Raw genomic sequence first — 25,859 nt, 5'->3', positions numbered from 1 at the left:
GGCCTCAGGAAACCGACTTCAGGCGGGGATGCTCGGGATCATGTTCAATGTCCGCCGCGATGTCCCGCGTCCAGGCGGACACCGCCGGAACGCGGCTCCGGTCGACCCGGTAGGCGAACGCCTTGGCGACATCGACAACCTCTTCAAGCAGACCGTCTTCCAGCCGGACCGGATCGAGACCCAGCTCCAGGAACTGCTTGTTCTCCACGACAAGATCGTTTTCGGCCGCTTCCTTGCGCGGGTTCGGCAAATAGGCGACCTTCGCGCCAGTCAGCCTCGAGATCAGCTCGGCAAGATCGCGGACACGGTGCGTTTCCGTCATCTGATTGAAAACCTTGACCCTGTCTCCGTTCTGCGGCGCGTTCTGCAGTGCCAGCTCGATGCAGCGCACGGAATCCTGGATGTGGATGAAGGCGCGGGTCTGCCCGCCGGTTCCGTGAACCGTCAGCGGATAGCCGATCGCCGCCTGTATGAGAAACCGGTTCAGCACGGTGCCGTAGTCGCCGTCATAGTCGAACCTGTTGATCAGCTGCTTATGCCGCCGGGTCTGGTCCGTGTGCGTTCCCCAGACGATCCCCTGGTGCAGATCTGTGATCCTGAGACCGTCGTTCTTGGCGTAAAACTGGAACAGCAGCTGATCGAGACACTTGGTCATGTGATAGATCGAGCCGGGATTGGCCGGGTAGAGGATCTGCTGGTTTGCGGTCGTTCCTGCAAGCGTCTCGACGCCCACATCGAGATACCCTTCCGGGATCGCCGCGCCGACATTCGAATAGCCGTAAACGCCCATGGTCCCGAGGTGAACAAGGTGGGCGTCGAGATCGAGTTCGACCATGGCATTGAGTAGGTGATGGGTCGCGTTGACGTTGTTGCTGACCGTGTAGTTCTTGTGCTGGTCCGACTTCATCGAATAGGGCGCGGCCCGCTGCTCGGCAAAATGAATGATGGCATCCGGGCGGTAGTCCGACAGCCACGCCTTGAAGACTTCATAGTGCTCTGCAATGTCGATCAGATGAAACTGGATCGTGTTGCCGGTTTCCTGCTTCCAGATACGCGTGCGCTCCTGGATGGAGTCCATCGGCGTCAGCGACTGGACCCCGAGTTCCGCATCGATCCAGCGGCGGCTCAGGTTGTCGATGATATGGACATCATGGCCGAGACTGGACAGGTGCAGGGATGTAGGCCAGCCGACAAAACCGTCGCCACCGAGTATCGCGATTTTCACAGGAAGTCTCCCTTGTCCGACGACCGTGCGACCTGCCGCCGATGTCTGATTGTTTCATATGAAAGACCAGATCATTGCGATGATTCAGTGACATTACAACGTTGAATTTTGAAATTGATACATAAACACAGGTTTTCTGCGGTCAGCTACGCACTTTCCCGGATCTCGAACTCGCCTGTGAGCACCTTGTCCGATGGGGTCGGTTTCACCGCCCTCACCCTGGCGAAGGCCGGGCCTCTCCAGAGGTGTTCAAGCATGTCCGAAACGGTGTCGGACGGACCGGAAAAGATGGCCTCGACCGCTCCGGATTTCAGATTGCGGACCCAACCTGAAAGACGCCTCTCGACCGCGGCGTCCGCGCACCAGCCGCGGTAGCCGACGCCCTGGACGCGGCCTTCGACAACGACATGAACGGTTGTGATCTCGGACATGGATATTCTCCGTGCGGAACCTCCAGTGCGGTGAATTTGAAGTTCGCATCATTGCTGCAGCAGCCTCCGAAGCGAACTTCAAATTCGTAAACCGCACTAGAAACATAGACTTGCTAGTCACTTTTTGAATCTGAAGTTCGTTCGAAGCCCGCTGAAAAATGAGTCGAACTTCAGATTCAGGTGACTAGGTGATGGACCCATAAATGAGACTGAAATGGCATGCGAAATGGCGAGATCCCGTCAGGAAGGGTGTGCGGAGCGGGCTTCCTGCCCGGTCAAGCACGCTGACGCCACGGGGTGAAGCCATTTCCATGTCCTCCGGATTTGACCGGATTGCGCCTCCACGGCGTCGCGGAAGGCTTGAAAATGAACCACATTTCCTGCGCTTCCGCTCCTTGAGGAGAAGCAATCCGCCTCAAACCATTTCGGCCTCATTTATGTGTCCATCACCTAGGGTAACGCAATGGAAGCGGCGTCGAAAGCACCTGCGGGCAGGACTTTCGACGCCGACACCACACGGGACGGGTTTCACCCGGCCACGACCCGCGTAACCTTGTGCGCTTCCCACTCGCCGGGCGGCTCGAGCTTCTTGATCAGGTTGGCAAGAACCGTGTCGGGCACGGCATCCGGCCGGTTTCTGTTCTGCTCGAAGAGCGTGCGCCGCGAAGGTTCGAGATAGGCAATCTCGATGAACGCATCATAGTCCCGGAACAGCCTCAAGGGTTTGCCCCGCAACTGTTCGGAGATGTTCGTGGCGTTCCACACGAAATCCTGCTTCCTGCGAAGGTGATCGCGCGCCAGCTCGTAAGCGGCCTGGATGACCCGTCCCTGATTTCCGGTTGCCCGTTCGCCGATGCTCTCACGCACGGCATCTAGGCTCACCACGGGAAGGTCGGGCCGGTTACGCGCAATCCACGTGTCCTTCCCCGCTCCCGGCAGTCCGGACATCAGCGTCACCTTGCAGCGGAAGTCCTCATGCGCCGCAAAATACGGATCCCTGTCCGTCCTTTCAAAATAGCCGACACGGCTTTCGTCATTGGCAAACGCAAATGGCGCGTGCAGGCAACCGGCGTCCTCAAACACCTGCCGGGCCACCTCGACATTGTCGAGGATTGCCTGCTGATCGGCACAGATGCGACCCGTCGCGTCGGCCCTGGCGTGAATGCACAAAAGGTCCGGCAAACACCTGAGGGAGGTCCTGATGGCCTGCCGTTTGTAATCCTCGCGCTCGATCAGCCAGAACGGGATCTGATGGCACAGGATCAGGCCACAAACCGCTTCGCGCCAGTCATACGGGGCACCGGCATCCCACAAGAGCTGCCTGGCAATGGACGCACCGACGCGGGAATGACCGCGCGACGACACGCGGCCATCTTCCTCGTGTTTCGTGGTTGCCGGCTTGCCGACGTCGTGCAGCACCGCCGCCCAGAAGAGGCGCGATCGGTTTTCGCCCTCCGCTCCGCGCCAGGACGGCGAGGCAACAAGTGCCTCGACCACCATGCGCGTATGCGTTCCGGCATCCCCTTCCCCGTGATGGATCGGATCCTGCGGACACATGTCCAGTGCGCCGAGTTCAGGCCACAGGGGCCAGATGCCCTCCCAATCCACATGCCACCGCGGCGCGGATGGAACCAGGCCGAGAAGCCGCGCGAAGCCGCCGGTGTCGTTCCTCTCAGGTCTCATCGTACGCCCCCTTCACACCGAGGACCGGGGCAAAAACATCCACCCCGTCCGCAAGTTGATTGGGCAGGATCGGACGCGAATGCCAGTGGCTGTCGGCCTCCGTCAGGGTCTGGATGAAACCGGCCCGAACATATTTGAACCGGTCGATCACGCTCCGTCCGTCCTCCAGCTTGATATAGAGGCCCTCGCTGAGATCCGTGTCTTCGGTCTGCCGTTCCACCATCTCCGGCCGGTTCCCGGACGCTTCCGCGGCCCGCATCAGCGCCTGCCTCCAGTCCGGAGACTTGTAGAGGGATGTCGTGACCAGCGCGTCGACATGCCGATGCGATGGCAGGTCACCCTCGTGGAGAACCGGCACCGGCATGACGGGCAGCCCGCCGAGAATTTGGCGGCGCTGCGCAGTGCTCAGAAAATGGCCTTCCTCCTTGTCGAAAAGGTCGAATTCAAGGAAGTAATGCGGCAGGGCGTCATAGAAACTGGTGTGTTTCGCATAGAGCCACTCCCCGTACATGATGTACCGGCTCCCAAGCACTTCGCGCAGGGAACTGACATGGACGGATGACCAGGTTTTCAGAAGATCGAAGTGCCGTTCCCTATAGCCACCGGTGAGAAAATGGCCACGGCTCTGCAGCCGCACCTCCCCCGTATCGCTGAAGGAGACGGCGCAATTGGCACCGTCGATCTTTTCTTCAACCACCAGGGGCAGCCCCGCCAGTTCGGCCAGGGGCTTGTCGTCTCCCAGGTCACCGGACTGAAGGCGGGACCCCTCCAGGTGCCGCGTGCGCGGGTATTTCATGAGTTCCATGATGTCGCTCGTTGTTCATCGGAGCAAAAACCGGCGTTCGGACAGCCGGAAGCTGCCCGTCATCCTGAAATGAATGACATCAGGGACGCTGGTCGTATGTGTCCGAAATTACAGAAAGGCCCGTTTCCCGTTTCGGGAACCGGCTTGTTTTCAGTAATGCTTACGAGCGTGCTACATCGTATTCTCGGAACATAAGGGGTTTCTGGAGGGACAGACGTATATCTAACCCGACGTCAGTTTGAAACCGGAAACCGGCATTTTCATTCAGATTGATGCCCGTTGATGAATTTGCGCAACAGCCGAAATGACAGGGCAGAGCCTATTTCCTATGCGCCCGCCCCAGGAAATTCGATATGTCCGCGGGTTTTTCTGCCACAAGGACGGGGCGTTCTGCTTCCAGTTCTTCCCGGCTGCCGTAGCCCCACAAGACGCCGATACCGTCCACCCCGTTCGCATTCGCGCCAATCAGATCGTGCTTGCGGTCGCCGATCATCACGGTTTCATCGGCCGACAGGCCTTCTTCTTCAAGGATATGGGCAATCAGTTCCGCTTTCCGTGACCGTTGTCCATCGAGTTCGGACCCGTAGACCTTGCCGAAATGCGGCATCATTTCAAAGTGGTCGACGATCTTGCCCGCATAGGCGTGCGGCTTCGACGTGCATACGTGAAGATCAAGCGCCGCGGTGCCGAGCGAGGCCAGGACATCGGGAATACCGTCGATCAGTGTGTTCTCGTAAAGACCGGTCACGGTATAGCGCTCGCGGTAATGCGCCACCGCCAGATCGAGGTCGGACCGGTCGGAGGTGTTCAGGAGAACCTCGAAACTGTCCCAGAGCGGCGGCCCGATGCACCAGTGGAGATCCTTTCCTTCAGGCACATCAGCGCCCATCTTTTCCAGTGCATACTGGATCGAACGGGTAATTCCCTCAAACGGATCGGTCAGAGTCCCGTCCAGGTCGAACAGTACTGTCGTGAATGACATGGGGCCTCGAAGGTCTCAATGAAAACAGCCCGGAACGGAGATGTTCCGGGCTGTCTGATTACGTTTGCCGACGGGACCGTGTCAATCGGCGCGCTCAGGAAAACTCCATGATCACGGCATCGACCGCAAGACTGTCGCCGGGCGCAGCCTTGATTGCGGAGACGACACAATCGCGCTCGGCACGCAGAACGTTCTCCATCTTCATTGCCTCAACGACGGCAAGCTGTTCGCCGGCCTTGATTTCCTGGCCCTCGGTGACGGCAATGGACACCACGAGACCGGGCATCGGACACAGCAGCATCTTGGATGTGTCCGGCGGCAGTTTCTCCGGCATCAGGGCATCCAGTTCCGCGACCCGCGGCGTCATCACCTTCGCAATTACCGAATAGCCCTGCCAATCAAGGCGGTAACCGCCCGTGACCGCTCTGATCTGGACCGTGACGCTGTCGGAGCCGACCTTGCCGGACCACAGGACATCCCCCGGGCTCCAGTCGGATTCGACACTCATGATCGGACCGTCGCCGATGGCGACATCCAGTTCCACCGGTGTCCCTGGATATCCGGCAGCAATGCGGATCGGGACATAGGTCTTGTCGAGCTTGACGACCCAGTCTTCGCGCATTTCACCGGAATGCGGACGCAGGCGCCCGGGCAGATGGTCCAGACGTTCGCGCCCCAGTGCAGCCATCGAAAGCGCCACGGCGGCAAGCACCGAATAGGCAGCGTCATCCGGGACCGCCGGCGAGAAACCGTCCGGGTATTCGTCCGCGATGAAGCTCGTCGCCAGCTCGCCGGAGCGCCAGCGCGGATGGTTCATCAAGGCCGTCAGGAACGGAACATTGTGCTGGATGCCATCGACATAGAACGCATCCAGAGCCGTACTCATCGCGTCGATCGCCTCGACGCGGCTCGGTGCGTGGGTGATCAGTTTCGCGATCATCGGGTCGTAGAACATGGAGATCTCGGATCCCTCGACCACGCCCGTGTCGTTGCGCACCGTTACACCGTCGCTCGCGACTTCCTCGGGCGGCTGGTAGCGCACGAGACGTCCGATGGAAGGCAGGAAGTTGCGATAGGGATCTTCCGCATAAATCCTGCTTTCGACGGACCAGCCGTTCAGCTTGACGTCATCCTGTGCAATCGAGAGCTCTTCCCCGGCCGCGACGCGGATCATCTGCTCCACCAGATCGACGCCTGTAATGAGTTCGGTGACCGGATGCTCCACCTGCAGACGGGTGTTCATTTCCAGAAAGAAGAAGCTCTTGTCCTGACCGGCAACGAATTCGACCGTTCCGGCACTGTCATAATCGACCGCCTTTGCCAGCGCGACCGCCTGCTCCCCCATTTTCCGCCGTGTTTCCTCATCCAGGAGCGGCGACGGAGCTTCCTCGATGACCTTCTGGTTGCGGCGCTGAATCGAGCATTCCCGCTCACCGAGATAGATGGCGTTGCCGTGCTTGTCGCCGAGAACCTGTATCTCGATGTGGCGCGGGTTTTCGATGAACTTTTCGACGAACACGCGGTCATCGCCGAACGAAGAGGCTGCCTCCGACTTGGACCGGTCATAGCCGTCACGCACTTCCTCGGCGTTCCAGGCAATGCGCATGCCCTTTCCCCCGCCCCCGGCGGACGCCTTGATCATCACCGGATAGCCGATGTCCGCAGCGATTTCGACAGCCTGTTCCGCCGTTTCGATAACGCCGAGATATCCCGGAACGGTGCTGACCTTCGCATCGTTGGCGAACTTCTTGGATTCGATCTTGTCGCCCATCGCCTCGATGGCGCGCGGATTGGGGCCGATCCAGACAATGCCTTCCTTCTTGAGGGCCTCGGGGAAACTCGCGCGCTCGGAGAGAAAACCGTAGCCCGGGTGCACCGCTTCTGCGCCGGTCTGCTTGCAGGCGGCGATGATCTTGTCCGCAATCAGATAGGATTCGGCCGCGGCTGCGGGACCGATGTGAACGGCTTCGTCGGCCATCTCGACGTGTAACGCGTCCCGGTCCGCATCCGAGTAGACCGCGACGGTCTTGATCCCCATGCGGCGGGCGGTCTTCATGACCCTGCAGGCGATTTCACCCCTGTTGGCGACGAGAATTTTCGAGAACATGCATTTCCACCCAACTGGATTGTTTCCATGGTTGTAGGCCCCGTGCCGCGGCGGCGCAACTTAGCCAAAGGGCGAGCGGTCGCTACCGGTGACACCGGACTTAACGCCGGGTTACCGACAGAGCACACGGATCTATTGTCAGCATTACGTAAAGTTAAAGGTTTTCCCTGATAATTTGACCAATAGTGGGGTACCGGCATGAAACGTCTCTTTGCATTTTTCTTCCTGGCTCTGTCTGCACCGATGGGTGCGCAAGCTGAAACAATCGGCAAATGGAATAGCGGTGATGTCAACGGCTTCACACGCTATTGGACCACCAACGATGTCGGGTCGAATTTCGTGGTCTGGTGCCATCCCGAAAGGCAGGTCAACGGCACGCTGCTGCATGTTGAGATCGAGGGCAGGATGCCGCCGCCCAACAGCCGTGTACGCGTGATCCTCGATTCCAGCGTCTTGGACGTGCTCGTCAACGAGCATGGCTATATCGGAACCGGATGTCCGGCCTGCTCGGACAGCTTCGGATACATCTGGCACAAGATCCGCTCTTCCCGCACCCTGGCGGTGAAGTACCCGGACGATACCTATGCCGGTTTCTCCCTGAAAGGCGCGCCGAATGTGCTCCCGGGAAGTGTCTGCCCGACCGACTGGCAAAAGAGAAAAGCCAGCTCCTAACCGCCCCAGGGATCTTCACAGCACGAATTGCCGAGCAATCGCGCCGTCTGCCGCGCGAACCTGACGCTGGTGCATCAGGGCGTTAAATGGCATTTTATGTGCCGACGGTCACACTGGTTGTAAACCACCTGTCGCAAGATGGGGGTTCAACGGACCATGAGACGCCAGTCACCAATGGAGGCAGATATGAACAATCGTCGTCTTGCAATCGCGGCCGTCTTGCTCGGCAGCATATTCTGGACGTCAGCCGCGCAGGCACGGCCGGACCTGCGCCAGATGAGCTGCCGGCAGGCTCAGAACATGGTCAAGCAGCACGGTTCGGTCGTCTTCACGACGGGCCGCTACACCTACTCCATGTTCGTCTCGAACCGCAGCTTCTGCGACTACAACCAGGAACTGTTCGTCCAGTACGGACCGACAAAGGACAACCGCAAGTGTCCGGTCGCCTACGAATGCAGGGAACCGCTCTTCCCGCGCGGCGGGTTCAACCGCTGGGACTGAGCAGGTCCGGGCCGGAGTGTCCGGCCCGCGTCGCAATCACCGTGTCAGAGCGGAATATTGTCGTGTTTCTTCCAGGGCAGATCCGCCTGTTTTGACCTGAGCAAGGCCAGCGCCTTCGCGACGCGGCGCCGGGTGGAATGGGGCCTGATCACGTCGTCGATATAGCCGCGCTCCGCGGCAACGAACGGATTTGCAAAACGGTCTTCGTAGTCCTTCGTGCGCTTTGCGATCTTGTCCGGGTCGCCCAGTTCGGTGCGGTAGAGGATCTCCACCGCCCCCTTTGCTCCCATGACCGCAATTTCCGCGCTCGGCCACGCGTAGTTGATGTCGCCGCGAATATGTTTCGAACTCATCACGTCGTAGGCGCCGCCATAGGCCTTGCGGGTGATCACCGTGATCTTGGGAACGGTTGCTTCGGCATAGGCAAACAGCAGCTTCGCACCGTGCTTGATCAGCCCGCCATATTCCTGCGCCGTGCCGGGCAGGAAGCCTGGGACGTCGACAAAGGTGACGATCGGGATGTTGAAGCAGTCGCAGAACCGGACGAAACGCGCCGCCTTGCGGCTTGCATCCGAATCCAGAACGCCCGCAAGCACCATCGGCTGGTTGGCAACGATCCCGACGGACCGTCCCTCGATCCGGCCGAACCCCGTCAGGATATTGCCGGCAAAGCCCTTCTGGATTTCGAAGAAATCGCCCTCATCGACCGTCTTCAGGACAAGCTCGCGCATGTCGTATGGCTTGTTCGGATTGTCCGGCACGAGCGTGTCGAGGCTTGTGTCGATCCGGTCCGGATCGTCGTAATTCGTCAGTTCCGGAAGAGCGGCCTGGTTGTTCATCGGCAGGAAATCGATGAGCCGGCGCATTTCCGACAGGGCTTCCACGTCGTTGTCGAACGCGCCGTCGGCGATGGACGACTTTGTCGTGTGGATCGAGGCACCGCCCAGTTCTTCGGCCGTGACCGTTTCGTTGGTCACCGTCTTGACGACGTCCGGACCGGTGACGAACATGTAGGACGTGTCGCGCACCATGAAGATGAAATCGGTCATTGCCGGTGAATAGACATCGCCGCCCGCGCAAGGTCCCATGATCAGCGAGATCTGCGGGATCACGCCCGATGCGAGCACATTGCGCTGGAACACTTCTCCATACCCGCCGAGTGCCGCGACACCTTCCTGGATGCGGGCGCCGCCGGCATCGAAGAGGCCGATGATCGGTGCCCGGTTCTGCAGGGCCATGTCCTGGAGCTTGGTGATCTTTTCCGCATGCGCTTCGGAAAGCGAACCGCCGAAGACGGTGAAGTCCTTGGAAAACACGTAGATGGTCCGGCCGTTGACCGTCCCCCACCCGGTGACCACCCCGTCGCCCGGGATGTGTTGCGCCTCCATGCCGAACTCGGTACAGCGGTGCTGCTTGAACATGTCGAATTCTTCAAACGAGCCTTCGTCCAGGAGAACCTCGATACGCTCGCGAGCGGTGAGCTTGCCCTTCGAGTGCTGCGAGTCGATCCGGCGTTGACCACCCCCGAGTCGGGCCGTCTCGCGGCGTTGTTCCAATTCGGCCAGCACTTCTTTCATCAGGTCCTCCCGGTCCGCGTTTCCATGAGGCCGTACCATGTTCCGTGCACAAGGCAAAGTCAGCATATGGGCTTAAGGAAACCGCCGACGGCGCTTTTCCGCACTGCTCAGTCTTCGGGCTCCACGCCTTGTTTTCCGCAAGGCCAAGACCGCGCAGGGTGGCACGGCGAATATCCGGAGAGCATTGACGCAAATGGCGTTTCGTCGTTCGCGGGCGCCCTGGCCCTTTCAGGAAGCCATTTCCGATCAGGGAGAAAGTTGCTCATTTCGTAGGCAGCGACGCCGAGATATTGTTCTTTGACACACTTCAGAATTTTGTCATGATTGCAAAACAAGCAGAACAGGCAAAGGGGAGGCAATGGCGGACGATCGGACTTTCTTCAACGAAATGCTCGACGATGCTGGTGGACCGCGATCACCATATGCAAGGCTCGCGACATGGCTCGAAGACAAACCCGCTAATTTCCTTACAAAAAAGAGCCGGGATGCGGAGACGATATTCCGCAGGCTCGGGATCACCTTCGCTGTTTACGGCGCAGAAGAAGCAACGGAACGGCTAATTCCGTTCGATCCCATTCCCCGCATCATTTCCGCATCCGAGTGGCGCAGGCTGTCGGCCGGCATCGATCAGCGCGTGCGCGCGTTGAACGCGTTCATGCACGACATCTATCACCGTCAGGAAATCCTGCGGGCCGGGATCATTCCCGCGGACCTGATTCTCCAGAACGAGGCCTTCCTGCCCGAGATGGCCGGCTTCACACCGGCCCGCAAGGTCTACGCACACATCATCGGCACGGACCTTGTCCGGGTGTCGGAGAACGAATTCTACGTCCTGGAAGACAACACCCGCACCCCCAGCGGCGTTTCCTACATGATGGAAAACCGCGAAACCATGATGCGGCTTTTTCCCGAACTGTTTCAGACCCACGCCGTCGCCCCGGTCGAACAATATCCCGAACTCCTGCGCCGGACGCTGGAAAGCGTGGCGCCCGATCCGTCCAAGTCGGCGCAGACCATCGTCGTGCTGACACCCGGCATCTACAACTCGGCCTACTTCGAACATGCGTTCCTGGCCGACTCCATGGGTGTGGAACTGGTGGAAGGCAGGGATCTTTTCGTCGATGCCGGCAAGGTGTTCATGCGGACCACCCGCGAACCCGAGCAGGTCGACGTGATCTACAGGCGTATCGACGATGCGTTCCTGGATCCCCTTACCTTCAATGCGGACAGCATGCTCGGCGTGCCGGGACTGTTTGATGCCTATCGCGCCGGCAATGTCACGATCTGCAATGCCCCGGGCACCGGGATCGCCGACGACAAGGCCATCTACGCCTATGTCCCTGACATCATCGAGTTCTACACCGGACAAAAGCCGATCCTCAACAACGTCCCCACCTGGAACTGCTCGCGCCCCGACGACCTTGCCTACGTTCTCGACAATCTCGAGGACATCGTCGTGAAGGAAGTTCACGGGTCTGGCGGCTACGGCATGCTGATCGGGCCGACGGCGTCCAAGCGGGAGATTGCCGAGTTCCGGAAGGTTCTGGAGGCAACGCCGTCCAACTACATCGCCCAGCCCACCCTCGCCCTGTCGGCCTGCCCGACCCATGTCGCCTCCGGCGTCGCGCCCAGGCACGTGGATCTGCGTCCCTTCGTTCTGATCGGCGATCAGGTGCGGATCACGCCGGGCGGCCTGACCCGCGTGGCGCTCAAAAAAGGCTCGCTTGTCGTCAATTCCAGTCAGGGCGGCGGCACCAAGGATACCTGGGTACTTGAGGACTGACAGCTGATGCTCGGAAGAACCGCCTCTTCACTCTTTTGGATGTCCCGCTACCACGAGCGGGCCCAGAATGTCGCCCGTCTCCTGGAAGTTGCCTATCGCGGAGCCATCATATCCCATCGCGGACAGGAGCATGGCACGCACTGGACCTTTGCCTTGACCTGTTCGGGCTGCGAACCCGAATTCACGGAAAAATACGACGAACTGGGAATTCGAAACATCGCTTATTTCCTTCTGTTCTCGAAGGAAAATTCCGTCAGCGTGCGCAACAGCCTGGAACTGGCGCGTAACAACGCACGCGCGGTCCGCACCGGGATCACCGCCGAACTCTGGGAAGCGATCAACACCACCTGGATCGAGTTCACCGAGATCAATCCGCAGACCATCACCCAGGAAAGGCTTCCCGACTTTCTTGCCTGGGTGAACCAGCGGGCACACCTGTTCCGCGGCGCGCTCCTGAACACGGTGCTGCGCAACGACGGTTATTTCTTCTCCCAGATGGGCAATTTCGTCGAGCGCGCCGACAACACGGCGCGCATTTTGAACTCGCAGTACTGGTCGCTCCTGCCGGACAGCGACATCCTCGACGACGGTTCCATGGAAAAGTATCAATGGTCGGCAATCCTGAGGGCGCTGTCAGGCCGCAGAAGCTACCGCTTCGCCTATCCCAACGCGCGCCTGAAAGCCTTCAACATCGCCGAGTTCCTGATCCTCAGGAAGGAAATGCCGCGGTCGCTCGCCCATTGCTACAACTGGATCGCCGACACTGCGGAAGACCTGTCGCAATTCTACAGTTCCCAGGAACCGAGCCTCGACATGGCGAAGGAAATTGCGCTGAGCCTTTCGGAAAAGCAGATGCGGGAAATCTATCAGGACGGGCTTCACGAGTTCCTCGATGACTTCATCGGCCGGAATAACCAGTTCGCTTTCGAGCTGTCCAAGGACTACAACTTCTCCTGACCGTACCACACTTCAACCAGGTGCCGCATGCAACTGACCGTCCGACATACCACTCGCTACCGCTATGACGCGCCGCTCGCCAACGCGATGCAGCAGATCCGTCTGACGCCGGAAAACGGGCCTGCGCAAAAGGTGCTCGAATGGTCGATCGACGCGCCCGGCATTTCCCGCGCGACGACCTACAAGGACGCGTTCGGAAACCGTGTTCACATGGTATCGCGGAGTGAACCCGTTGAAGATGTGGAAATCACGGCGACCGGCATCGTCGAGACAAGGGACACCAACGGCATCCTGGGTCATGAGCCTGACGCCAGCGTCCCGCCACGGATCTACACGCGCATGACGCCGTTGACCCAGCCGAACCAGGCGATCCGAAGACTGGCGGCGCACGCCGAAGACGAGGACCGGATTGCCGGTTTCCATGCACTCATGCACGCCATCAGGGACAAGGTCGACTACAAGGTCGGCGTCACCGAAACCCACGCACCGGCAGCAGCGGCGCTGGCGGCCGGTGAAGGCGTTTGCCAGGATCATGCACATATCTTCATCGCGGCCGCCCGCTCCGTCGGTGTCCCGGCGCGCTATGTCTCCGGATACCTGCTGCTGGAGGACGAACAGGCCTCCGAGGCCCACCATGCCTGGGCCGAAGTGCTGATCGACGGTCTGGGATGGACGGGCTTCGATGTCTCCAATGCGCAATGCCCCACCGACCGGTACATCCGGTTGACGGTCGGTCTTGATTCGCGGTCTGCCGCACCGATCAGGGGTATCCGCTTCGGCGGGCTTGAGGAGAACCTGCAGGTTCAGGTCGACGTGACACAGGCGGTTTTTCAACAACAGCAGTAAACAACAGCAGCAATTGTCATTTTTCGAACGCCCAATCTTAGTTCAGTATGCTAACAGAGCGATGGGGAACGTCTGAGGGGCTCTTTGAATGACATATTGTGTCGGCTTGAAACTGGACCGTGGGCTTGTGTTTGCTGCAGACACACGAACCAATGCCGGTGTCGATAACATTGCGACCTACAAGAAGCTTCATATCTGGGAAGAGCCGGGAGAACGCGTCATCACGCTCCTGTCCGCAGGCAATCTGGCGGTGACCCAGGCAGTCGTCTCGCTCCTGAGCGAACACATCACCTCGGCGGAAAACGACCGGGCAACGCTGATGACCGCCAAGACCATGTTTCAGGTCGCGCGGCTCGTCGGCAGTGCCGTGCGCGAGGTCAAGTCGATCGACGGCGAGGCGCTGGCAACGAGCGCGGAAAACTTCTTCGTGACGTTCATTCTCGGTGGTCAGATCGAAGGCGAAGAGCCGCGCATGTTTCAGATCTACGCGGCCGGCAATTTCATTGAAGTCGGTGAAGACACCCCGTTCCTCCAGATCGGCGAGCACAAATACGGCAAGCCGATCCTGGATCGTGTGACGCGCGCCGACATGCGGCTCGGCGAGGCGGCCAAGCTGGTTCTCCTGTCTTTCGATTCCACCATCAGGTCGAACCTGTCCGTCGGCATGCCGATCGACATGCTGCTCTACAACAAGGACACCTTTTCGACCGACAGGCAGGTGCGGATCGAACAGGACGATCCGTATTTCCAGAAACTCTCGCAGGGCTGGTCCGAAAAACTGCGCACAGCCTTTGGCGACATTGACGAATTCGACGTTTGAAGAGCACTGCATAGCTGTCAGAAAGGCGTCACAAACCGGCATTAGAAGCGGACCGATCGACCCGGAGTAAGTCTTCATGAGCAGCGGCACCGCGAGCGAACTCGACCCCCTCACCTGGACACGGGAAACCTCGCAGGAACCGCTTGAGGCGAACGACTTGGCTCTGAAAGCCGTCCGGGACATGATCAAGGCGGGCAAGCGCAACCAGATTGTCGAACTTCTGAAGCGCTGGGATCCGATCGACGTCATGCAGCTGCTGACGCGATTGCGGCTGAAACAGGCGCGCAAGCTCTTCCAGTGGCTGCCGGCAAACCCTTCCATCAAGGTCGTTGCGGAACTCAGACCCGAGTTCCGGTCGCTCCTGATGGAGGAATCGACCCTCGATCAGTTCCGCGACATTCTTGCCGGCCTGGACCCGGAAGACGCGACAGAGATACTCAACGAGTTTCCCGACGATGTCGCCGATGAATTGATTGCCCGGCTCCCCGATGTGGAGGATATCGCGACCCGGGGCACCTACGCCGACGATACCGCCGGCCGCGTCATGGCGCGCAAGTTCGTGGCGCTGCGCGAAGACTGCACGGCCGGCGAGGCCGTCGAGCAGATGCGTAATGAAGCCGACCGTATCCGCAGGATCTTCACCGTCTACGTTACCGATGCGGGCGGAAAACTGACCGGGACCGTTGAAGTCGGAAAACTGCTGCTTGCGCAGCATGATGTCCTGCTCAGGGATATCATGAACCGGGATGTCATTGCCGTCTCCACCGACACCGACCAGGAAGAGGTGCTGCGCCTGGCTCGCAAACGGGACATGCGCACGGTTCCCGTTGTCACCGGCGAAGGTTACCTGATCGGGCGGATCACCCCCAAGCAGCTGACCCGGATCGCCGCGGACGAAGCCAACGAGGACATGCTGCTGATGAGCGGTGTCTCCGGCGAAGCCCGCTCGGACGACACGGTTTTCCGGATCGTTCGCGGACGCCTTCCCTGGTTGCTCGCCGGGCTCGTCGGGGCCAGCGTGGCGGCGACCGTCGTCGGCTCCTACGAAGACCAGCTGGCCGAGGCGGCGATCCTCGCCGCCTTCATTCCCGTGACCATGTCGATGGCCGGAAACGCCGGTCTCCAGGCCTCAGCGGTTGCCGTTCAGGGGATCGCCACCGGCGCGCTCTGGTCCGGCGACATCGTCTTCCGGCTGTTGAAGGAGTTCTTCGCGGCCCTGATCAATGGTGCCGTTGCCGGGACCCTGCTGGGGATCCTGGTCCTTGTGGCCTCTTTCATCGTGCCGCTCGAAGCACCGGAACGGCTGGCGCTGGCGACATCGCTGTCGCTCCTTTGCGTCACCACGCTGGCGGCGATGGTCGGCGCGACGGTGCCCATTATTCTGGACAAGGTCGGCATCGATCCGGCCATGGCCATCGGCGTCTTCATCACCTCGTCAAACGACGTCCTCGGCGTCCTGATCTTCTTCCTGATGGCAACCTCGTTCTACATGGCGTGAAATTTGAGCCAGGTAGCCGACCGGCTTCCATGCACCGCCGCTGCAACGGCAGACAATCATTGTCCCGGAACCGTCAGGTGGTCTGCAGGATCAGAACCGCCGCATCGAATTCGGTCCGCTTGTAAGCGCGGGTCTGCGCGGCTTCCGCGTCCTCGCCCCAGCGTTCGATATTGTGATCCTCTTCCACATGGGCCGCGGTCCAGGCTGCATCCGCGTCGACCTCGCCTTCGCGCAGCCCAAGAGCAAGAAGCGCCGAACCCGTCAGGCTGGTGATCGTATGAAGTGCGGCCAGACGCAGCGCCGTTTCATCCGCGAGGCGGTCCTTGTAGGATGCAAGAAGCTCATCCGGCTGGGCGGCATGTATCACGCCTTCAATCAGCACAAACCGGCCGCCCAGGAGATCACCGGCCCAATCGACAACCGGATCCCAAAGCGCGCGCTGCGTGTCGACAAGGCTCTGCGGATCATCGGCGCGATAACACAGGGCGTCGTTGCCGGCGAAGCTGACGATGTCGTCCAGCACTTCCTCCGCGCGCACACTCACCGCGTCCAGCGCCGAATTGGTAATCCTGGTAAGCGGCATCGTTGCCGGGTTGATTTCCTTTACCTGGGCTTCCCACTCAGCGGCGACACCGGCCGCCAGCCTTTCGTTCGGCAGGCTGAGTCCCGCCTTGCCGGGTGTTTTCACCGGTCTCCCGTCGAGATGGATCACATAGCCGCCATCCGTTTCGGCGTAGGTGGCCTCCTTGTAGAAGCGCCTCGGCAGTTCGCGTTTCGAAAGTTCGCGCGCCCGCTGCTCCGGATCTTTGACCGCCTCTTCATGCAAGGTTTCAAGAAAATCACGCATCAGACTGTTTCCTTGTCAAAATTCAGAACTTGGGCCAGCGCTTCATCCAACTCGTCGAAACCGTGAATGATCCTGTCGGCACCCTCCGCTGCGAGCCTGGAGTGGTCGTGATATCCCCATGTCACGCCGATCGTCCCTATGCCGGCCGACTTGGCCATGGCCATGTCAAACGCGGTATCTCCGATCATGACTGACCTCTCAGGCAACACGCCGGTTTCCGACAGGGCCCGTTCGATCATGTCGGGATGCGGCTTGGAAGGGGACGTATCGGCGGTCTGGATCGTCGCGAACTTTCCGTGGAGCCCCTGCGTATCCTGCATGTGTTTGACGCCCCGCAGGGCTTTGCCGGTCGCGATACCGAGCAGAAATGCGTCCCGCGCATGCAACCGCTCGACGGCCGCCCGCGCACCTGGATAGAGCGGATCGATCTCCAGCCCCTCCGCGCGCCGCGCCCACTTGGCCTGTCGGTAGGCCTCCGCCATCGCGGGCACCTTCTCACGATGCGCCTCGCCGACAAGATCAGAAAACGCCTCTTCCAGAGACCTGCCCACGATGGACAGCGCTGTCTTGCGGTCCGGCATGGGCAATCCGACGGCTTCGAACCCGACCTGAAGTCCATGGAAAATGGTGTTCTGACTGTCGACCAGCGTGCCGTCGACATCAAAGATGATCAGATACATGAGGAAACCTGCGCCTGTTCAGCCAAGGCCCGCATGTGCAGGGTTTTCCGGTCCGGGTCAAGGGTCATTTCTTGGGTTGAGGGGCCTGCCGCCCCCTTCCCTCGTTTCCACGCAAAGATGGTCAATTGGCGGAACGACCAGAGCGCTGGCAGGGGCCCGCGTCCGCGCCTGCGCTCCGGCAGGCTCTTACCAGGTCGATCGTTTGGAGCCGATGTGCCTGAAATTTGCCGTTTTCTGGTGGTTTTCGGAGCCCGTACGACCCGCAAGGTTCTGTTAACCATGTTCGTAAACCCTCCGGTTACCATACCCGCGGATACTCGTGCAGGTGGTTGGACGCAGTCGTTTGGGACAGATTGTCACCAAATCCGGACAGTTTTGGATCGCAGTGTCATCGCTGCGGCGCTTGGGATGGTATTGCCGGAATGCAAGAGATCGAACAGCAGAAATCCCCGGGGCTCCGGAAAGAAAGGACAAGGCGGAAGTTTCCGCTGCGCGCACTCGGCGTCGCCGTCGTTCTGGCGGCAACTGCCGTCACAGTGACCATAAACGGTCCAACTCTTTTCTCCTTCTCCAATCGCGCTGGCGACATCGGATCCGATCAGAAGGTTCTGGCACTTGCCGTTCCGGCGGTGCCGGGTCCGGCCGTAACGCAATCGGCGGCGTCTGACGCCCCGGCTCCGGGCAAGGGTCCGGAAACAGGCAGCGTTCGGGAGACCGGCAATATCGCAGAGCCGTCCGCACCCGCACGTGGTCTGATGTTCTCGAACACGGCAGCGGCGCTGCAGACTGAGCGCGTGAAGAAAGTTGCGAAGTTCAAGCTAGCGGCCAAGCTCGCCCATCTCAGGTTTGCCCAGCATCTGGCCATTGCGCGCGCAGAGCGCGTCGAAGCGGCGGCACGGTTGGCCCTCGCACAGCCGGCACCTGTTGCAGCGGTTGCAACGGTGCGTGTACCGGGCGTCAAACCGCAGCCGCCCGCACGTTCGGTGGCGGTGCGGACCCAACCGGATGCAGAGGTCTCACAAGCCCCGACCCCCATTCTCGCCTATGCCACACCCGGTGTTCCCGAGGAAGAGAGCAAGAGCGGCTTCGGCGGACTGGGCAAGATCTTCAACGGTCTGAAGGGCGGTCTTCCGGGCCGCGGAAGCGGCATTGCGGTCTACGACATCAGCGCCGCCGTCGTGCACATGCCGGACGGAACCAAGCTTGAGGCTCACTCGGGCATCGGTCACCGGAAGGACAATCCGAAATACGCGCATGTCAGGAACCTTGGACCGACCCCGCCCAACATCTACGACCTGAGAATGCGTGAACGCCGTTTCCACGGTGTCGAGGCCATCCGCATGCTGCCGCGGGATCTGGCCGCCATGAAGGGCCGCGACGGCATGCTGGCGCACAGCCCCCTGCTCCGCCGTTCCAATGGCTCTCATGGCTGTGTCGCCTTCAAGGACTACAACAAGTTCCTGAAAGCCTTCAAAGCCGGCAAGGTGAAGAAAATCATCGTGGTCCCCTCGATGGAGAAACTGCCGAAATACATGGCGAAGCTCAACCGGGGCACCGACGCCTAGCGCCCGGAGACGGCTTGCTCTCGCGCGGCAGATTGGCTAAAGACACCGAAGTCCCGTCCGGAGCATGTCCTTGACCAAGATACTGGCCGTTTTCCTGATCCTGATCGCCGCCATCCAGGTGATCAAACCGCTCGGCTGGCCGGGTCTCAAGAAACGCTCCGATGCCTGGAAATTCGTCGCCGGGGTTGTCGCGGTGACGGTTGTATCCGTCATCGTCAGCGCTCTGTTCCAGGGTCTTTAGGTCCGCGGGGAAGTGCCATCCTCGCAAGCAGGTTGAATTCCTCCAAAGGCAGCGACACATGGGCGAACAAGCCACCCTTCACCTGATTTGCGGCAAGATAGCCGCCGGCAAATCGACCTTGGCACGCCGCCTTGCGGAAGCGCCGGATACGATCCTGATCCGCGAAGACTTCTGGCTCTCCGAACTATACGGCGAGCAGATGCAGACCCTCGCCGACTACGTCAAGTTTTCTGAGAAGCTGCGCACAACGCTGGAGCCGCATATCGTCGAACTCCTGCGGGCCGGGCTTTCCGTCGTTCTCGACTTTCCGGCGAACACGATCGCGTACCGGCTGTGGATGCGGCGGGTGTTCGAAACGGCAGGAAGCGCACATCTGCTTCACCTCATCGATGTCAGCGACGATGTCTGCAAGGCGCGGCTGAAAGAACGCAATGCGTCCGGCGAACACGAATTCCAGGTGTCCGACGACCAGTTCGACCGCGTCAGCAGGCACTTCCAGCCCCCCACCGAAGCGGAGGGTTTCACGATCCGCGTGCACACATCGTAACGGAGCTGATCACCTGATCGTTCCGGCATTCACCGCCTGATCAGCGTCTCATCCGGATCGTCCGCTTCCGGATCGTAGTCGCCGGCATCGAAACCGAGCAGGTTCCAGGTCTGCTGCATGTGCGGCGGCAGCGGAGCGGAGACGTCGATCATGCCGTGGCCCGACGGGTGCGGAATGACGATACGGCGTGCCAGCAGATGCAGCCGGTTCTGGATACCGCCGGGCAGTTCCCAGTTCTCGATGTTGAAATACTTGTCGTCGCCGATGATCGGATGGCCGATATGGGCAGCATGCGCCCGAAGCTGGTGGGTTCGCCCCGTGACCGGTTTCATGGTCACCCAGGAGAGTTTCTGGGCGGATTGCTCGAACACGGAATAGAGCGAAACGGCGTGCTGGGCATCGTCGTCGCCCTGACGGGTCACCCGCATCCGTTCCTCGCCCTCGCTGCGCGCCAGAAAGGTTGAAATGCGGCCCTGCTTCGGCTTGGGAACGCCTGCAAGCATGGTCCAGTAGATCTTGCGCGTGTTGCGATGCCGGAACGCCTTGGTCAGTTCCTGCGCCGCCTGCCGTGTCCGCGCGACCAGGATGATCCCGGACGTTTCCCGGTCCAGGCGGTGCACCAGGCGCGGTTTGTTGCCCTTGCGGTCGGTGAACGCCTCCAGCATGCCGTCCAGATGCCGCTTGAGCCCTGAGCCGCCCTGCACGGCCAGACCGGCCGGCTTGTTGAGCACCATCACCTGATTGTCTTCGAAAAGCAGCATCTCCTCGATGGCTTTCCGGTCATCGGCAATCAGTTTCGTGGATTTGGGCTTGGCATTCTTGCGGTCATCCGCCGGGAGTTCGACGCCGAGCGGCGGGATCCGAACCATTTGTCCCTTGGCGATACGCGTGCTGGCATCCGCCCGCTTGCCGTCGATGCGGACCTGGCCGGTGCGCAACAGCTTCTGCAGACGGCCGAAGCCGAGGCCCGGATAGTGGGTCTTGAACCAACGGTCGAGGCGCATGCCCGCTTCGTCGGCGGTCACTTTTTTCTGTTCAATCGCGGACATCTTGTTCTCGGAACCGTTGGCGGTCCGGCTGGACCACTGTCAACCGGGATGTTTCAAGCCCCGGGCGGATTTCGTTCCGCTGCGTATAGGCGCAATCCGGGCGAATTGGAAGGGAAACTTAGGATACCACCTGACGCGCGATGGCAAGGCCGCCGAACACCGCCGCGATGGACAGCAGCACCGAGGCCACCACATAGACCATCGCCAGAAACGTGTCGCCGCGCTCCCACAGAACCGAGGTATCGAGCGAGAAGGCGGAGAAGGTCGTAAAACCTCCCAGAACACCGGTCGCGACGAAATACCGGACCGTCTGGACATGCTGAAAATCGGACTTCACGAGCCAGCCGATCAGAAGTCCCATCACGAGCGACCCGACAACGTTGACGGTCAGCGTTCCGACGGGAAATCCGGTCCCGAACAGACGCAGGCTGGCAAGGGCCACGAGGTGCCTTGCCCCTGCCCCAAACGCTCCGCCCAGCATCACAAGAAGAAGATGTTTCAAACTGTCTCCGTCTCTTTCAAACACCCGCTCCCCGATCTGTCTGGGAGCCAGGTTCTCCGTCCCAACTTGTCAAACAAGGGCAGGTACGTGAAGGACGGTTCGCCTCCAGATCGAGGTATTCATAGGCATTGCTTCATCGAAAAGCCCCGCGCCGGAGTCAACACTACTTAGAGAGAAGCGCAGGACCAAGCCCTACCTGTAAGGTTCAGGTGAATCGCATTCGTATCGGGGTCAGAAGTAACCTTTCAGCGCAGGATTAGCCTCATAAAGTGGCGCGACAAGCCGTCCCTCTGCATCCAGAACTGCCATATCGTGCATATGTTTCAGATCGCTATGCGGTTCTATGTGATCAGGTAGCGTCCATTCCTGATCGGCGACGCGCGACAGGACCTTGTAGAGATCTGGAGAGACAAGTAGCCGGAACCCTTCATCCGTTCCACCGCTCAGCTTGCTGTTCAGGTGTGGAAAGTCGGGGCTTACCAGCTGATATCCGGACCCGAAATAAGGGATCAGAAAGTGCTCCGACAAAAGAGCCGGTTCTTTGTAGTATTCCCAGAATTGCTTGGGCACCACGACGAAGACTGCATTGCTCCAGTATGAAAAGGTGGACCGGTTCGACAGGTATTCGACATAGAACTGGTTGCTCTGGCAATAAAGCGGCAGAAACTCCGATCGCTCAGCTTCACGGAAAACCTTGCCGTAGCCTCTGTCCTTCCAAGTCCACTCCACCTCATCAAGGAGTTGGTCGCCGAGATAGACCGGAAACATGACATGATCAATGGTGAGCAGCATCGCAGATTGTCACTGGTTGAAGCCGGGCCGTGGCAAGAAAATCAGTTTCACTTGAATGCTTCTTCCTCAGAGAAGGTGATTTTCCGCCCGGCCTTGAAAATCTGGCCACGCCACTTGCCGTTGTATTGACGCGCAAAGACGAACATGGAGCCGTTCGAATAAACATCGTACACGATGTTCAGCACCTTGATTTTGTTGTTGAAGATCCGATACTTGCCGGAATCGGTACTGCGACTGCACTTTCGATAGAGCCGCTTGACGTCACCGTCGTTGTAAAAGGCAAAATAAATCACGCAATTGTTGCCGCTGAGAAAAGTCGTTCTCATGGTCTTGCCCTTCAGAGCCCTCCGGATTGCGTTTCCATTTATCTTTCTCCAACCATCTGGAACCTTGCCTGAACGCGCCGCCTCGCAAAATGTCTTCTTGTATTCCTTAAGTTCTGATCGGCTGATTTCCTGTCCGTTGTTAGCTGCTTCTATCGTGAGCTTTGCTGCTATGGAGGGATTTGAAAAAAGAATGCAGAAAACAGAAAATAGAGCCAAAAGCAATTTGAACATAAATATACTCCAGTCGGAATTTTATTTTTGAATCACCGAGGAAAACTCTACTGGATAATAATCAGTAATCTGGAGTTTCAAACACTATTTTGACAACAAAGACATGAAGAATCGGCGGCGCCCTTCAAACCTCCTCCGCCACATGCGCAAAATCGGGATAGATCGACCGGATCAGATCATCGACGCGTTCGATCTCGTCGGGGATCGCCTGAAGCTTGTCCCGTTCTTCTTCCAGGATCGCCAGAAAGATCTGGGCCCTTGCCTGATTGACCTGAGGCTGGGGCAGCGTTGTCGCCCCTGCTGCGGACAGGACGATACTAACCAGCCTGTCGGCTGCATTGAGGCGGCCCCAGAGATAGTCGTGCTCGCGCCAGCTTCTGTTGAAGAACGCACCGAAGGAATTGAGTGCCTTGCCCTTCAGCTCGAAACCTTCCGTGTAGAGGCTCGCGGCGTCCCTCGGGCTGATGCGATCCACGAGGATTTCGGTCACTTCCGAAAAGTCGTTCCGTTGCAGCACCGGGAACGTGATCAGATCGTAAAAGCCGAAGCCGACATAAGACCTCAGCAGGGACATGTGCCGGTCCTTGTCGAGAAGGTCGCGCGCGGTTTCCGCGAACAATTCGTCATGAAGCCGGTCGAGATCGACGAGACCCATCATCTTCGTCAGGTTGGCGAGAAGCGGCTCGACATGGGTCTCCAGGTCACACTGACCGGACGCACTTGCGGCAAGAAACGCCTCGGACACCTCTTTGCTTTTCCCACCGAAAAATGTCTCCGTCCAGCGCCAGCCAAGGTGATCGATCTGTTCGTAGAGAAGCCCTTTCAGATGGTCCAGCGCGCCTGCATCCGGCGCCGGCAGCGACGAGGCGGTACCCGGCTGGTAAAACCCGTTGAGTTTCCGGATGGCAAAGCGCAGGCGGCGAATGCGGTAGTCGACGTCGAGGCCGCGCAGCAGCGAAACGATATGCGGATCGGTTCTTCCAAGGCCATCCTTGCTTTCGGTCGCAAGCCGATTGAAATGATTTGAGAAAACGGAAAGAGCGGCCTCCTCCCGCGCCTGGAGATCAACGGCGCCGGACAGCCTGTTCGAAAGCCCGGCCAGCCGTTCGGCAAGCGCGTGCAGTTTGAGGGACTGGTAGTTCAGAAACGCAAAACCGGCCTGTTCGAAAGCGGTATTCGTCGCATCGCGCCGGCACTTTGACAGGATGTCGGCGGTGATCGCACGCCACGTCGGCAAGAGCCTGGACACCGCCTGTTCGACGACCGGGCCGGTAGCATCGATCAACTGGGCCAGCCAGCGGCTGCGCCGGTTGTTCTGCTCCAGTTCCTTCAGGTCGTCGCCGATCGGCTCGTTTCTGGGTATGTGCGCCAGCGAGGCCAGGATAACCCTGAAGAAACCCGGAAGCTCCATCGGCCTGTCGCCGCCTTCGCTCATGTCGACCGGAGCCGGATCGACGTAGATCAGCCGCCTTGCCACTTCGCGTGCCGCGGGCCGCTCTTCAATCACCTCGATGACGGGCGCGAACGGCTTGTTCATGACCACGCTCCCGTCGACAAAACAATGCTGCGCCGTCCGGTCCGGCGTCAGGCAGAGTTCCCGGCTCAGAAACGTGTCACGTTCCGGCCAGTCAAAATCGTGCCTGGCAAGCGCGCGATCCATTTCTGCGACCGTTGCAGGCGGGAATGCGCCCGGAAATGATGAGGTCGCCCGGGCCGTGAAGACCAGCTCGGGAATGTTGTCGGCATCGAACTGGCTGTCGACATGTCCTTTGGTGCGGTGAACCGCGTGAAACTTCAAAATGCGCCGGTGATCCCACTCTTCGACAAAAGCCGGATCGTCGAGCAGGATCCGCCGCTTGATCCCGTTGTAGTCCGTGATCGTGACAAACAGGTCCAGCGTCTGTCCACGTGGAATGAGAGTGTGTTCTGCGGTTTTGCCATTTTCCATCTTGCGGCAGGCGTCAAGCATCCAGCCGATGAAACGCTCACCTGAAAAGGGCGGCGAGAACCATCTCGCCTGCATGAATTGCCGAAGCTTGTCCCGTGTCTCGTCATTCTTGATCTGCTTGTCGAGCCGCGCGGATATGAGCTGGTCGAGAACCGGTGAGATCGACAGTTTCAGATAGCGCGACAGGCCGGACTGGGGCCGCGACAGCCGCGTCACATCGGCATTTTCCAGCCACATCTCGCTATGGCTTTCCAACGGAAGGTCATGCGCAATGGCGCGCGCCAGCATGATGCCATTGACACCCCCGGCAGACGCACCGGCGATGGCATCGACCACGACACGGATATCGGCAACGCCGGAAAGCAGGTCGAGCAGGTTCTGGTAGGCACTCTGGGCGGGCTGCAGTTCGCGGGCGCCAATCGGCTCGGCCGCTCCGCCGTTCCTGTCCAGCCGGTAGCTGGAGGCACGTACGAGGTTCAGGATTTCCCGGCTCACCCCGTGCATGTAGATGGCGAGCGAAACACCGCCATAAAGCACGAGTGCAAGTCTGAGTTCGATTTCCTTCATGAAACTGCCAGCCGGATTGTTACAAACGGTCTATCAGGAAAAAATTGCCATATTCCTTAGATGGCGATGAAACGGGCCAAACAAAGCAAATCACGCATGCACAGCGATCATACCTGATCACGCTTGCGCGCGGAAAATGTGTAGTGGCATTGACCGTTCAGGTCCCGAGCGCACCTGACCGTCGCACCTTGGATATGAGTTGCACTGGTTCCATCAAGCGCTCCCGCACGATCCGAAAGCGCGCTACACTCCCATTTTCCACTCCGGAGGACATCGGTCTTGGATCTTCAGCAAGCGCTCACATCATACGTCGCCGCCTGGAACGAAGCCGACCCGGGAAAGCGCCTCGAATTGCTCGCGCGCTGCTGGAGCGACGGCGGGCAATACCTGGATCCGGCCGGAGCAGCTCACGGACGCGAGCAATTGTCGGGCTACATTGGTGAGTTTCATGCACACATGCCGGGCGCCCGCATTGAACTCATCAGCGGTGCGAGCGAGCACAATTCCCGCATTTACTTCAAATGGCAGCTGATTACGGCAGAGGGCATCGTGAAGATCGATGGTGTCGATTTCGGTTCAATCGCGAAGGACGGCCGCCTTCAGGAAATCGTCGGCTTCTTTGGAGCCCCTCCCGAACGGACAGGGTCCTGATCCACGCCTCGTCTCTCGAAGGCTGA

General features: G+C 59.7%; 25 protein-coding genes. 11 read left to right on the top strand and 14 right to left on the bottom strand.

Translation table 11 applies throughout. The annotated features are described in order from the left end of the window. Positions 1 to 4: 4 nt before the first annotated feature. The 6 genes from ACO08A_RS23530 to ACO08A_RS23505 form a co-directional block, all read right to left on the bottom strand. Complete coding sequence (locus ACO08A_RS23530) at positions 5 to 1,225, bottom strand: NAD-dependent epimerase/dehydratase family protein (RefSeq protein ID WP_422038325.1); 1,221 nt, start codon at positions 1,223 to 1,225, stop codon at positions 5 to 7. Positions 1,226 to 1,371: 146 nt separating this feature from the next. Beyond that, entirely contained in the window at positions 1,372 to 1,656 is a 285-nt protein-coding gene (locus ACO08A_RS23525; protein ID WP_422038324.1) for an acylphosphatase, read from the bottom strand. Between the two features lie 528 nt (positions 1,657 to 2,184). After that, positions 2,185 to 3,339: an AAA family ATPase gene (locus tag ACO08A_RS23520; protein WP_422038323.1), complete on the bottom strand. Its 1,155-nt coding sequence runs from the start codon at positions 3,337 to 3,339 to the stop codon at positions 2,185 to 2,187. After that, positions 3,329 to 4,144 carry an RNA ligase family protein gene (locus ACO08A_RS23515; RefSeq protein WP_422038321.1) on the bottom strand — a complete coding sequence of 272 codons (816 nt, stop codon included), beginning with the start codon at positions 4,142 to 4,144 and terminating at the stop codon, positions 3,329 to 3,331. The genes ACO08A_RS23520 and ACO08A_RS23515 overlap by 11 nt, the downstream gene beginning before the upstream one ends. A 319-nt stretch (positions 4,145 to 4,463) precedes the next feature. Then, positions 4,464 to 5,126: an HAD family hydrolase gene (locus ACO08A_RS23510; RefSeq protein ID WP_422038320.1), complete on the bottom strand. Its 663-nt coding sequence runs from the start codon at positions 5,124 to 5,126 to the stop codon at positions 4,464 to 4,466. Positions 5,127 to 5,220: 94 nt separating this feature from the next. Then, positions 5,221 to 7,233: an acetyl-CoA carboxylase biotin carboxylase subunit gene (locus tag ACO08A_RS23505; protein ID WP_422038319.1), complete on the bottom strand. Its 2,013-nt coding sequence runs from the start codon at positions 7,231 to 7,233 to the stop codon at positions 5,221 to 5,223. Positions 7,234 to 7,431: 198 nt separating this feature from the next. Here ACO08A_RS23505 and ACO08A_RS23500 point away from each other — a divergent pair, with 198 nt between their 5' ends. Together ACO08A_RS23500 and ACO08A_RS23495 are read left to right on the top strand one after the other, a co-directional pair. After that, complete coding sequence (locus tag ACO08A_RS23500; protein WP_422038318.1) at positions 7,432 to 7,905, top strand: hypothetical protein; 474 nt, start codon at positions 7,432 to 7,434, stop codon at positions 7,903 to 7,905. A 186-nt stretch (positions 7,906 to 8,091) separates the two neighbouring features. Further along, positions 8,092 to 8,406, top strand: coding sequence for a hypothetical protein (locus tag ACO08A_RS23495; RefSeq protein WP_319382471.1), 315 nt, complete (start codon positions 8,092 to 8,094; stop codon positions 8,404 to 8,406). A gap of 44 nt (positions 8,407 to 8,450) precedes the next feature. Here the strand turns inward: ACO08A_RS23495 and ACO08A_RS23490 are convergent, their stop codons facing one another. After that, on the bottom strand, positions 8,451 to 9,983 hold the full coding sequence (locus tag ACO08A_RS23490) for an acyl-CoA carboxylase subunit beta (RefSeq protein WP_422038317.1): 1,533 nt from the start codon (positions 9,981 to 9,983) through the stop codon (positions 8,451 to 8,453). Between the two features lie 358 nt (positions 9,984 to 10,341). Between ACO08A_RS23490 and ACO08A_RS23485 the strand changes: the two genes are divergently transcribed. From ACO08A_RS23485 to mgtE, 5 genes are all read left to right on the top strand, one after another. Beyond that, positions 10,342 to 11,766, top strand: coding sequence for a circularly permuted type 2 ATP-grasp protein (locus ACO08A_RS23485; RefSeq protein WP_421983429.1), 1,425 nt, complete (start codon positions 10,342 to 10,344; stop codon positions 11,764 to 11,766). Positions 11,767 to 11,772: 6 nt separating this feature from the next. Beyond that, the gene (locus tag ACO08A_RS23480) at positions 11,773 to 12,723 is read left to right on the top strand and encodes an alpha-E domain-containing protein (RefSeq protein WP_422038316.1); all 951 of its coding nucleotides are present in this window, start codon (positions 11,773 to 11,775) and stop codon (positions 12,721 to 12,723) included. 27 nt (positions 12,724 to 12,750) lie between these two features. After that, complete coding sequence (locus ACO08A_RS23475; protein ID WP_422038315.1) at positions 12,751 to 13,569, top strand: transglutaminase family protein; 819 nt, start codon at positions 12,751 to 12,753, stop codon at positions 13,567 to 13,569. Positions 13,570 to 13,657: 88 nt separating this feature from the next. Continuing rightward, positions 13,658 to 14,389: a peptidase gene (locus ACO08A_RS23470; RefSeq protein WP_422038314.1), complete on the top strand. Its 732-nt coding sequence runs from the start codon at positions 13,658 to 13,660 to the stop codon at positions 14,387 to 14,389. Between the two features lie 76 nt (positions 14,390 to 14,465). Beyond that, positions 14,466 to 15,887: a magnesium transporter gene (gene mgtE / locus ACO08A_RS23465; RefSeq protein WP_422038313.1), complete on the top strand. Its 1,422-nt coding sequence runs from the start codon at positions 14,466 to 14,468 to the stop codon at positions 15,885 to 15,887. A gap of 73 nt (positions 15,888 to 15,960) precedes the next feature. Here mgtE and ACO08A_RS23460 read toward each other — a convergent pair whose 3' ends face one another. Beyond that, positions 15,961 to 16,734 carry an ATP12 family chaperone protein gene (locus ACO08A_RS23460; RefSeq protein WP_422038312.1) on the bottom strand — a complete coding sequence of 258 codons (774 nt, stop codon included), beginning with the start codon at positions 16,732 to 16,734 and terminating at the stop codon, positions 15,961 to 15,963. Then, positions 16,734 to 17,414 (bottom strand): HAD-IA family hydrolase, encoded by a 681-nt coding sequence (locus ACO08A_RS23455; RefSeq protein WP_422038311.1) that lies wholly within the window; start codon positions 17,412 to 17,414, stop codon positions 16,734 to 16,736. The genes ACO08A_RS23460 and ACO08A_RS23455 overlap by 1 nt, the downstream gene beginning before the upstream one ends. A gap of 422 nt (positions 17,415 to 17,836) precedes the next feature. Between ACO08A_RS23455 and ACO08A_RS23450 the strand changes: the two genes are divergently transcribed. From ACO08A_RS23450 to ACO08A_RS23440, 3 genes are all read left to right on the top strand, one after another. Next, complete coding sequence (locus ACO08A_RS23450; protein ID WP_422038310.1) at positions 17,837 to 18,979, top strand: DUF2778 domain-containing protein; 1,143 nt, start codon at positions 17,837 to 17,839, stop codon at positions 18,977 to 18,979. Positions 18,980 to 19,049: 70 nt separating this feature from the next. After that, positions 19,050 to 19,220, top strand: coding sequence for a hypothetical protein (locus ACO08A_RS23445; protein ID WP_319382481.1), 171 nt, complete (start codon positions 19,050 to 19,052; stop codon positions 19,218 to 19,220). A gap of 58 nt (positions 19,221 to 19,278) precedes the next feature. Then, entirely contained in the window at positions 19,279 to 19,767 is a 489-nt protein-coding gene (locus tag ACO08A_RS23440) for an AAA family ATPase (protein WP_422038309.1), read from the top strand. A gap of 29 nt (positions 19,768 to 19,796) precedes the next feature. Here ACO08A_RS23440 and ACO08A_RS23435 read toward each other — a convergent pair whose 3' ends face one another. From ACO08A_RS23435 to ACO08A_RS23415, 5 genes are all read right to left on the bottom strand, one after another. Beyond that, the gene (locus tag ACO08A_RS23435) at positions 19,797 to 20,816 is read right to left on the bottom strand and encodes an RluA family pseudouridine synthase (protein ID WP_422038308.1); all 1,020 of its coding nucleotides are present in this window, start codon (positions 20,814 to 20,816) and stop codon (positions 19,797 to 19,799) included. A 118-nt stretch (positions 20,817 to 20,934) separates the two neighbouring features. Continuing rightward, on the bottom strand, positions 20,935 to 21,318 hold the full coding sequence (gene crcB, locus ACO08A_RS23430) for a fluoride efflux transporter CrcB (RefSeq protein ID WP_421983439.1): 384 nt from the start codon (positions 21,316 to 21,318) through the stop codon (positions 20,935 to 20,937). 231 nt (positions 21,319 to 21,549) lie between these two features. Then, positions 21,550 to 22,110, bottom strand: coding sequence for a hypothetical protein (locus tag ACO08A_RS23425; protein WP_422038307.1), 561 nt, complete (start codon positions 22,108 to 22,110; stop codon positions 21,550 to 21,552). Between the two features lie 47 nt (positions 22,111 to 22,157). Then, positions 22,158 to 22,667 carry a hypothetical protein gene (locus ACO08A_RS23420; RefSeq protein WP_422038306.1) on the bottom strand — a complete coding sequence of 170 codons (510 nt, stop codon included), beginning with the start codon at positions 22,665 to 22,667 and terminating at the stop codon, positions 22,158 to 22,160. 124 nt (positions 22,668 to 22,791) lie between these two features. Further along, positions 22,792 to 25,182: a patatin-like protein gene (locus tag ACO08A_RS23415; RefSeq protein WP_422038305.1), complete on the bottom strand. Its 2,391-nt coding sequence runs from the start codon at positions 25,180 to 25,182 to the stop codon at positions 22,792 to 22,794. A gap of 279 nt (positions 25,183 to 25,461) precedes the next feature. Between ACO08A_RS23415 and ACO08A_RS23410 the strand changes: the two genes are divergently transcribed. Continuing rightward, positions 25,462 to 25,833, top strand: coding sequence for a nuclear transport factor 2 family protein (locus tag ACO08A_RS23410; protein ID WP_422038304.1), 372 nt, complete (start codon positions 25,462 to 25,464; stop codon positions 25,831 to 25,833). The last annotated feature ends 26 nt before the right edge of the window (positions 25,834 to 25,859 follow it).

Origin of the sequence: Roseibium sp. (genome assembly GCF_965232425.1) — a bacterium.
GTDB lineage: Bacteria > Pseudomonadota > Alphaproteobacteria > Rhizobiales > Stappiaceae > Roseibium.
This window is presented reverse-complemented; position numbering and strand designations above follow the sequence as displayed.

What these genes read in the sequence shown, in the direction of transcription:
- ACO08A_RS23480 (WP_422038316.1), top strand. Translation starts at nt 11,773, where the DNA reads ATGCTCGGAAGAACCGCCTCTTCACTCTTTTGGATGTCCCGCTACCAC.
- ACO08A_RS23510 (WP_422038320.1), bottom strand. Translation starts at nt 5,126, where the DNA reads ATGTCATTCACGACAGTACTGTTCGACCTGGACGGGACTCTGACCGAT.
- ACO08A_RS23460 (WP_422038312.1), bottom strand. Translation starts at nt 16,734, where the DNA reads ATGCGTGATTTTCTTGAAACCTTGCATGAAGAGGCGGTCAAAGATCCG.
- ACO08A_RS23470 (WP_422038314.1), top strand. Translation starts at nt 13,658, where the DNA reads ATGACATATTGTGTCGGCTTGAAACTGGACCGTGGGCTTGTGTTTGCT.
- mgtE (WP_422038313.1), top strand. Translation starts at nt 14,466, where the DNA reads ATGAGCAGCGGCACCGCGAGCGAACTCGACCCCCTCACCTGGACACGG.
- ACO08A_RS23515 (WP_422038321.1), bottom strand. Translation starts at nt 4,144, where the DNA reads ATGGAACTCATGAAATACCCGCGCACGCGGCACCTGGAGGGGTCCCGC.
- ACO08A_RS23425 (WP_422038307.1), bottom strand. Translation starts at nt 22,110, where the DNA reads ATGCTGCTCACCATTGATCATGTCATGTTTCCGGTCTATCTCGGCGAC.
- ACO08A_RS23475 (WP_422038315.1), top strand. Translation starts at nt 12,751, where the DNA reads ATGCAACTGACCGTCCGACATACCACTCGCTACCGCTATGACGCGCCG.
- ACO08A_RS23525 (WP_422038324.1), bottom strand. Translation starts at nt 1,656, where the DNA reads ATGTCCGAGATCACAACCGTTCATGTCGTTGTCGAAGGCCGCGTCCAG.
- ACO08A_RS23455 (WP_422038311.1), bottom strand. Translation starts at nt 17,414, where the DNA reads ATGTATCTGATCATCTTTGATGTCGACGGCACGCTGGTCGACAGTCAG.
- ACO08A_RS23500 (WP_422038318.1), top strand. Translation starts at nt 7,432, where the DNA reads ATGAAACGTCTCTTTGCATTTTTCTTCCTGGCTCTGTCTGCACCGATG.
- ACO08A_RS23415 (WP_422038305.1), bottom strand. Translation starts at nt 25,182, where the DNA reads ATGAAGGAAATCGAACTCAGACTTGCACTCGTGCTTTATGGCGGTGTT.
- ACO08A_RS23520 (WP_422038323.1), bottom strand. Translation starts at nt 3,339, where the DNA reads ATGAGACCTGAGAGGAACGACACCGGCGGCTTCGCGCGGCTTCTCGGC.
- ACO08A_RS23490 (WP_422038317.1), bottom strand. Translation starts at nt 9,983, where the DNA reads ATGAAAGAAGTGCTGGCCGAATTGGAACAACGCCGCGAGACGGCCCGA.
- ACO08A_RS23505 (WP_422038319.1), bottom strand. Translation starts at nt 7,233, where the DNA reads ATGTTCTCGAAAATTCTCGTCGCCAACAGGGGTGAAATCGCCTGCAGG.
- ACO08A_RS23485 (WP_421983429.1), top strand. Translation starts at nt 10,342, where the DNA reads ATGGCGGACGATCGGACTTTCTTCAACGAAATGCTCGACGATGCTGGT.
- ACO08A_RS23435 (WP_422038308.1), bottom strand. Translation starts at nt 20,816, where the DNA reads ATGTCCGCGATTGAACAGAAAAAAGTGACCGCCGACGAAGCGGGCATG.
- ACO08A_RS23450 (WP_422038310.1), top strand. Translation starts at nt 17,837, where the DNA reads ATGCAAGAGATCGAACAGCAGAAATCCCCGGGGCTCCGGAAAGAAAGG.
- ACO08A_RS23420 (WP_422038306.1), bottom strand. Translation starts at nt 22,667, where the DNA reads ATGTTCAAATTGCTTTTGGCTCTATTTTCTGTTTTCTGCATTCTTTTT.
- ACO08A_RS23495 (WP_319382471.1), top strand. Translation starts at nt 8,092, where the DNA reads ATGAACAATCGTCGTCTTGCAATCGCGGCCGTCTTGCTCGGCAGCATA.
- ACO08A_RS23440 (WP_422038309.1), top strand. Translation starts at nt 19,279, where the DNA reads ATGGGCGAACAAGCCACCCTTCACCTGATTTGCGGCAAGATAGCCGCC.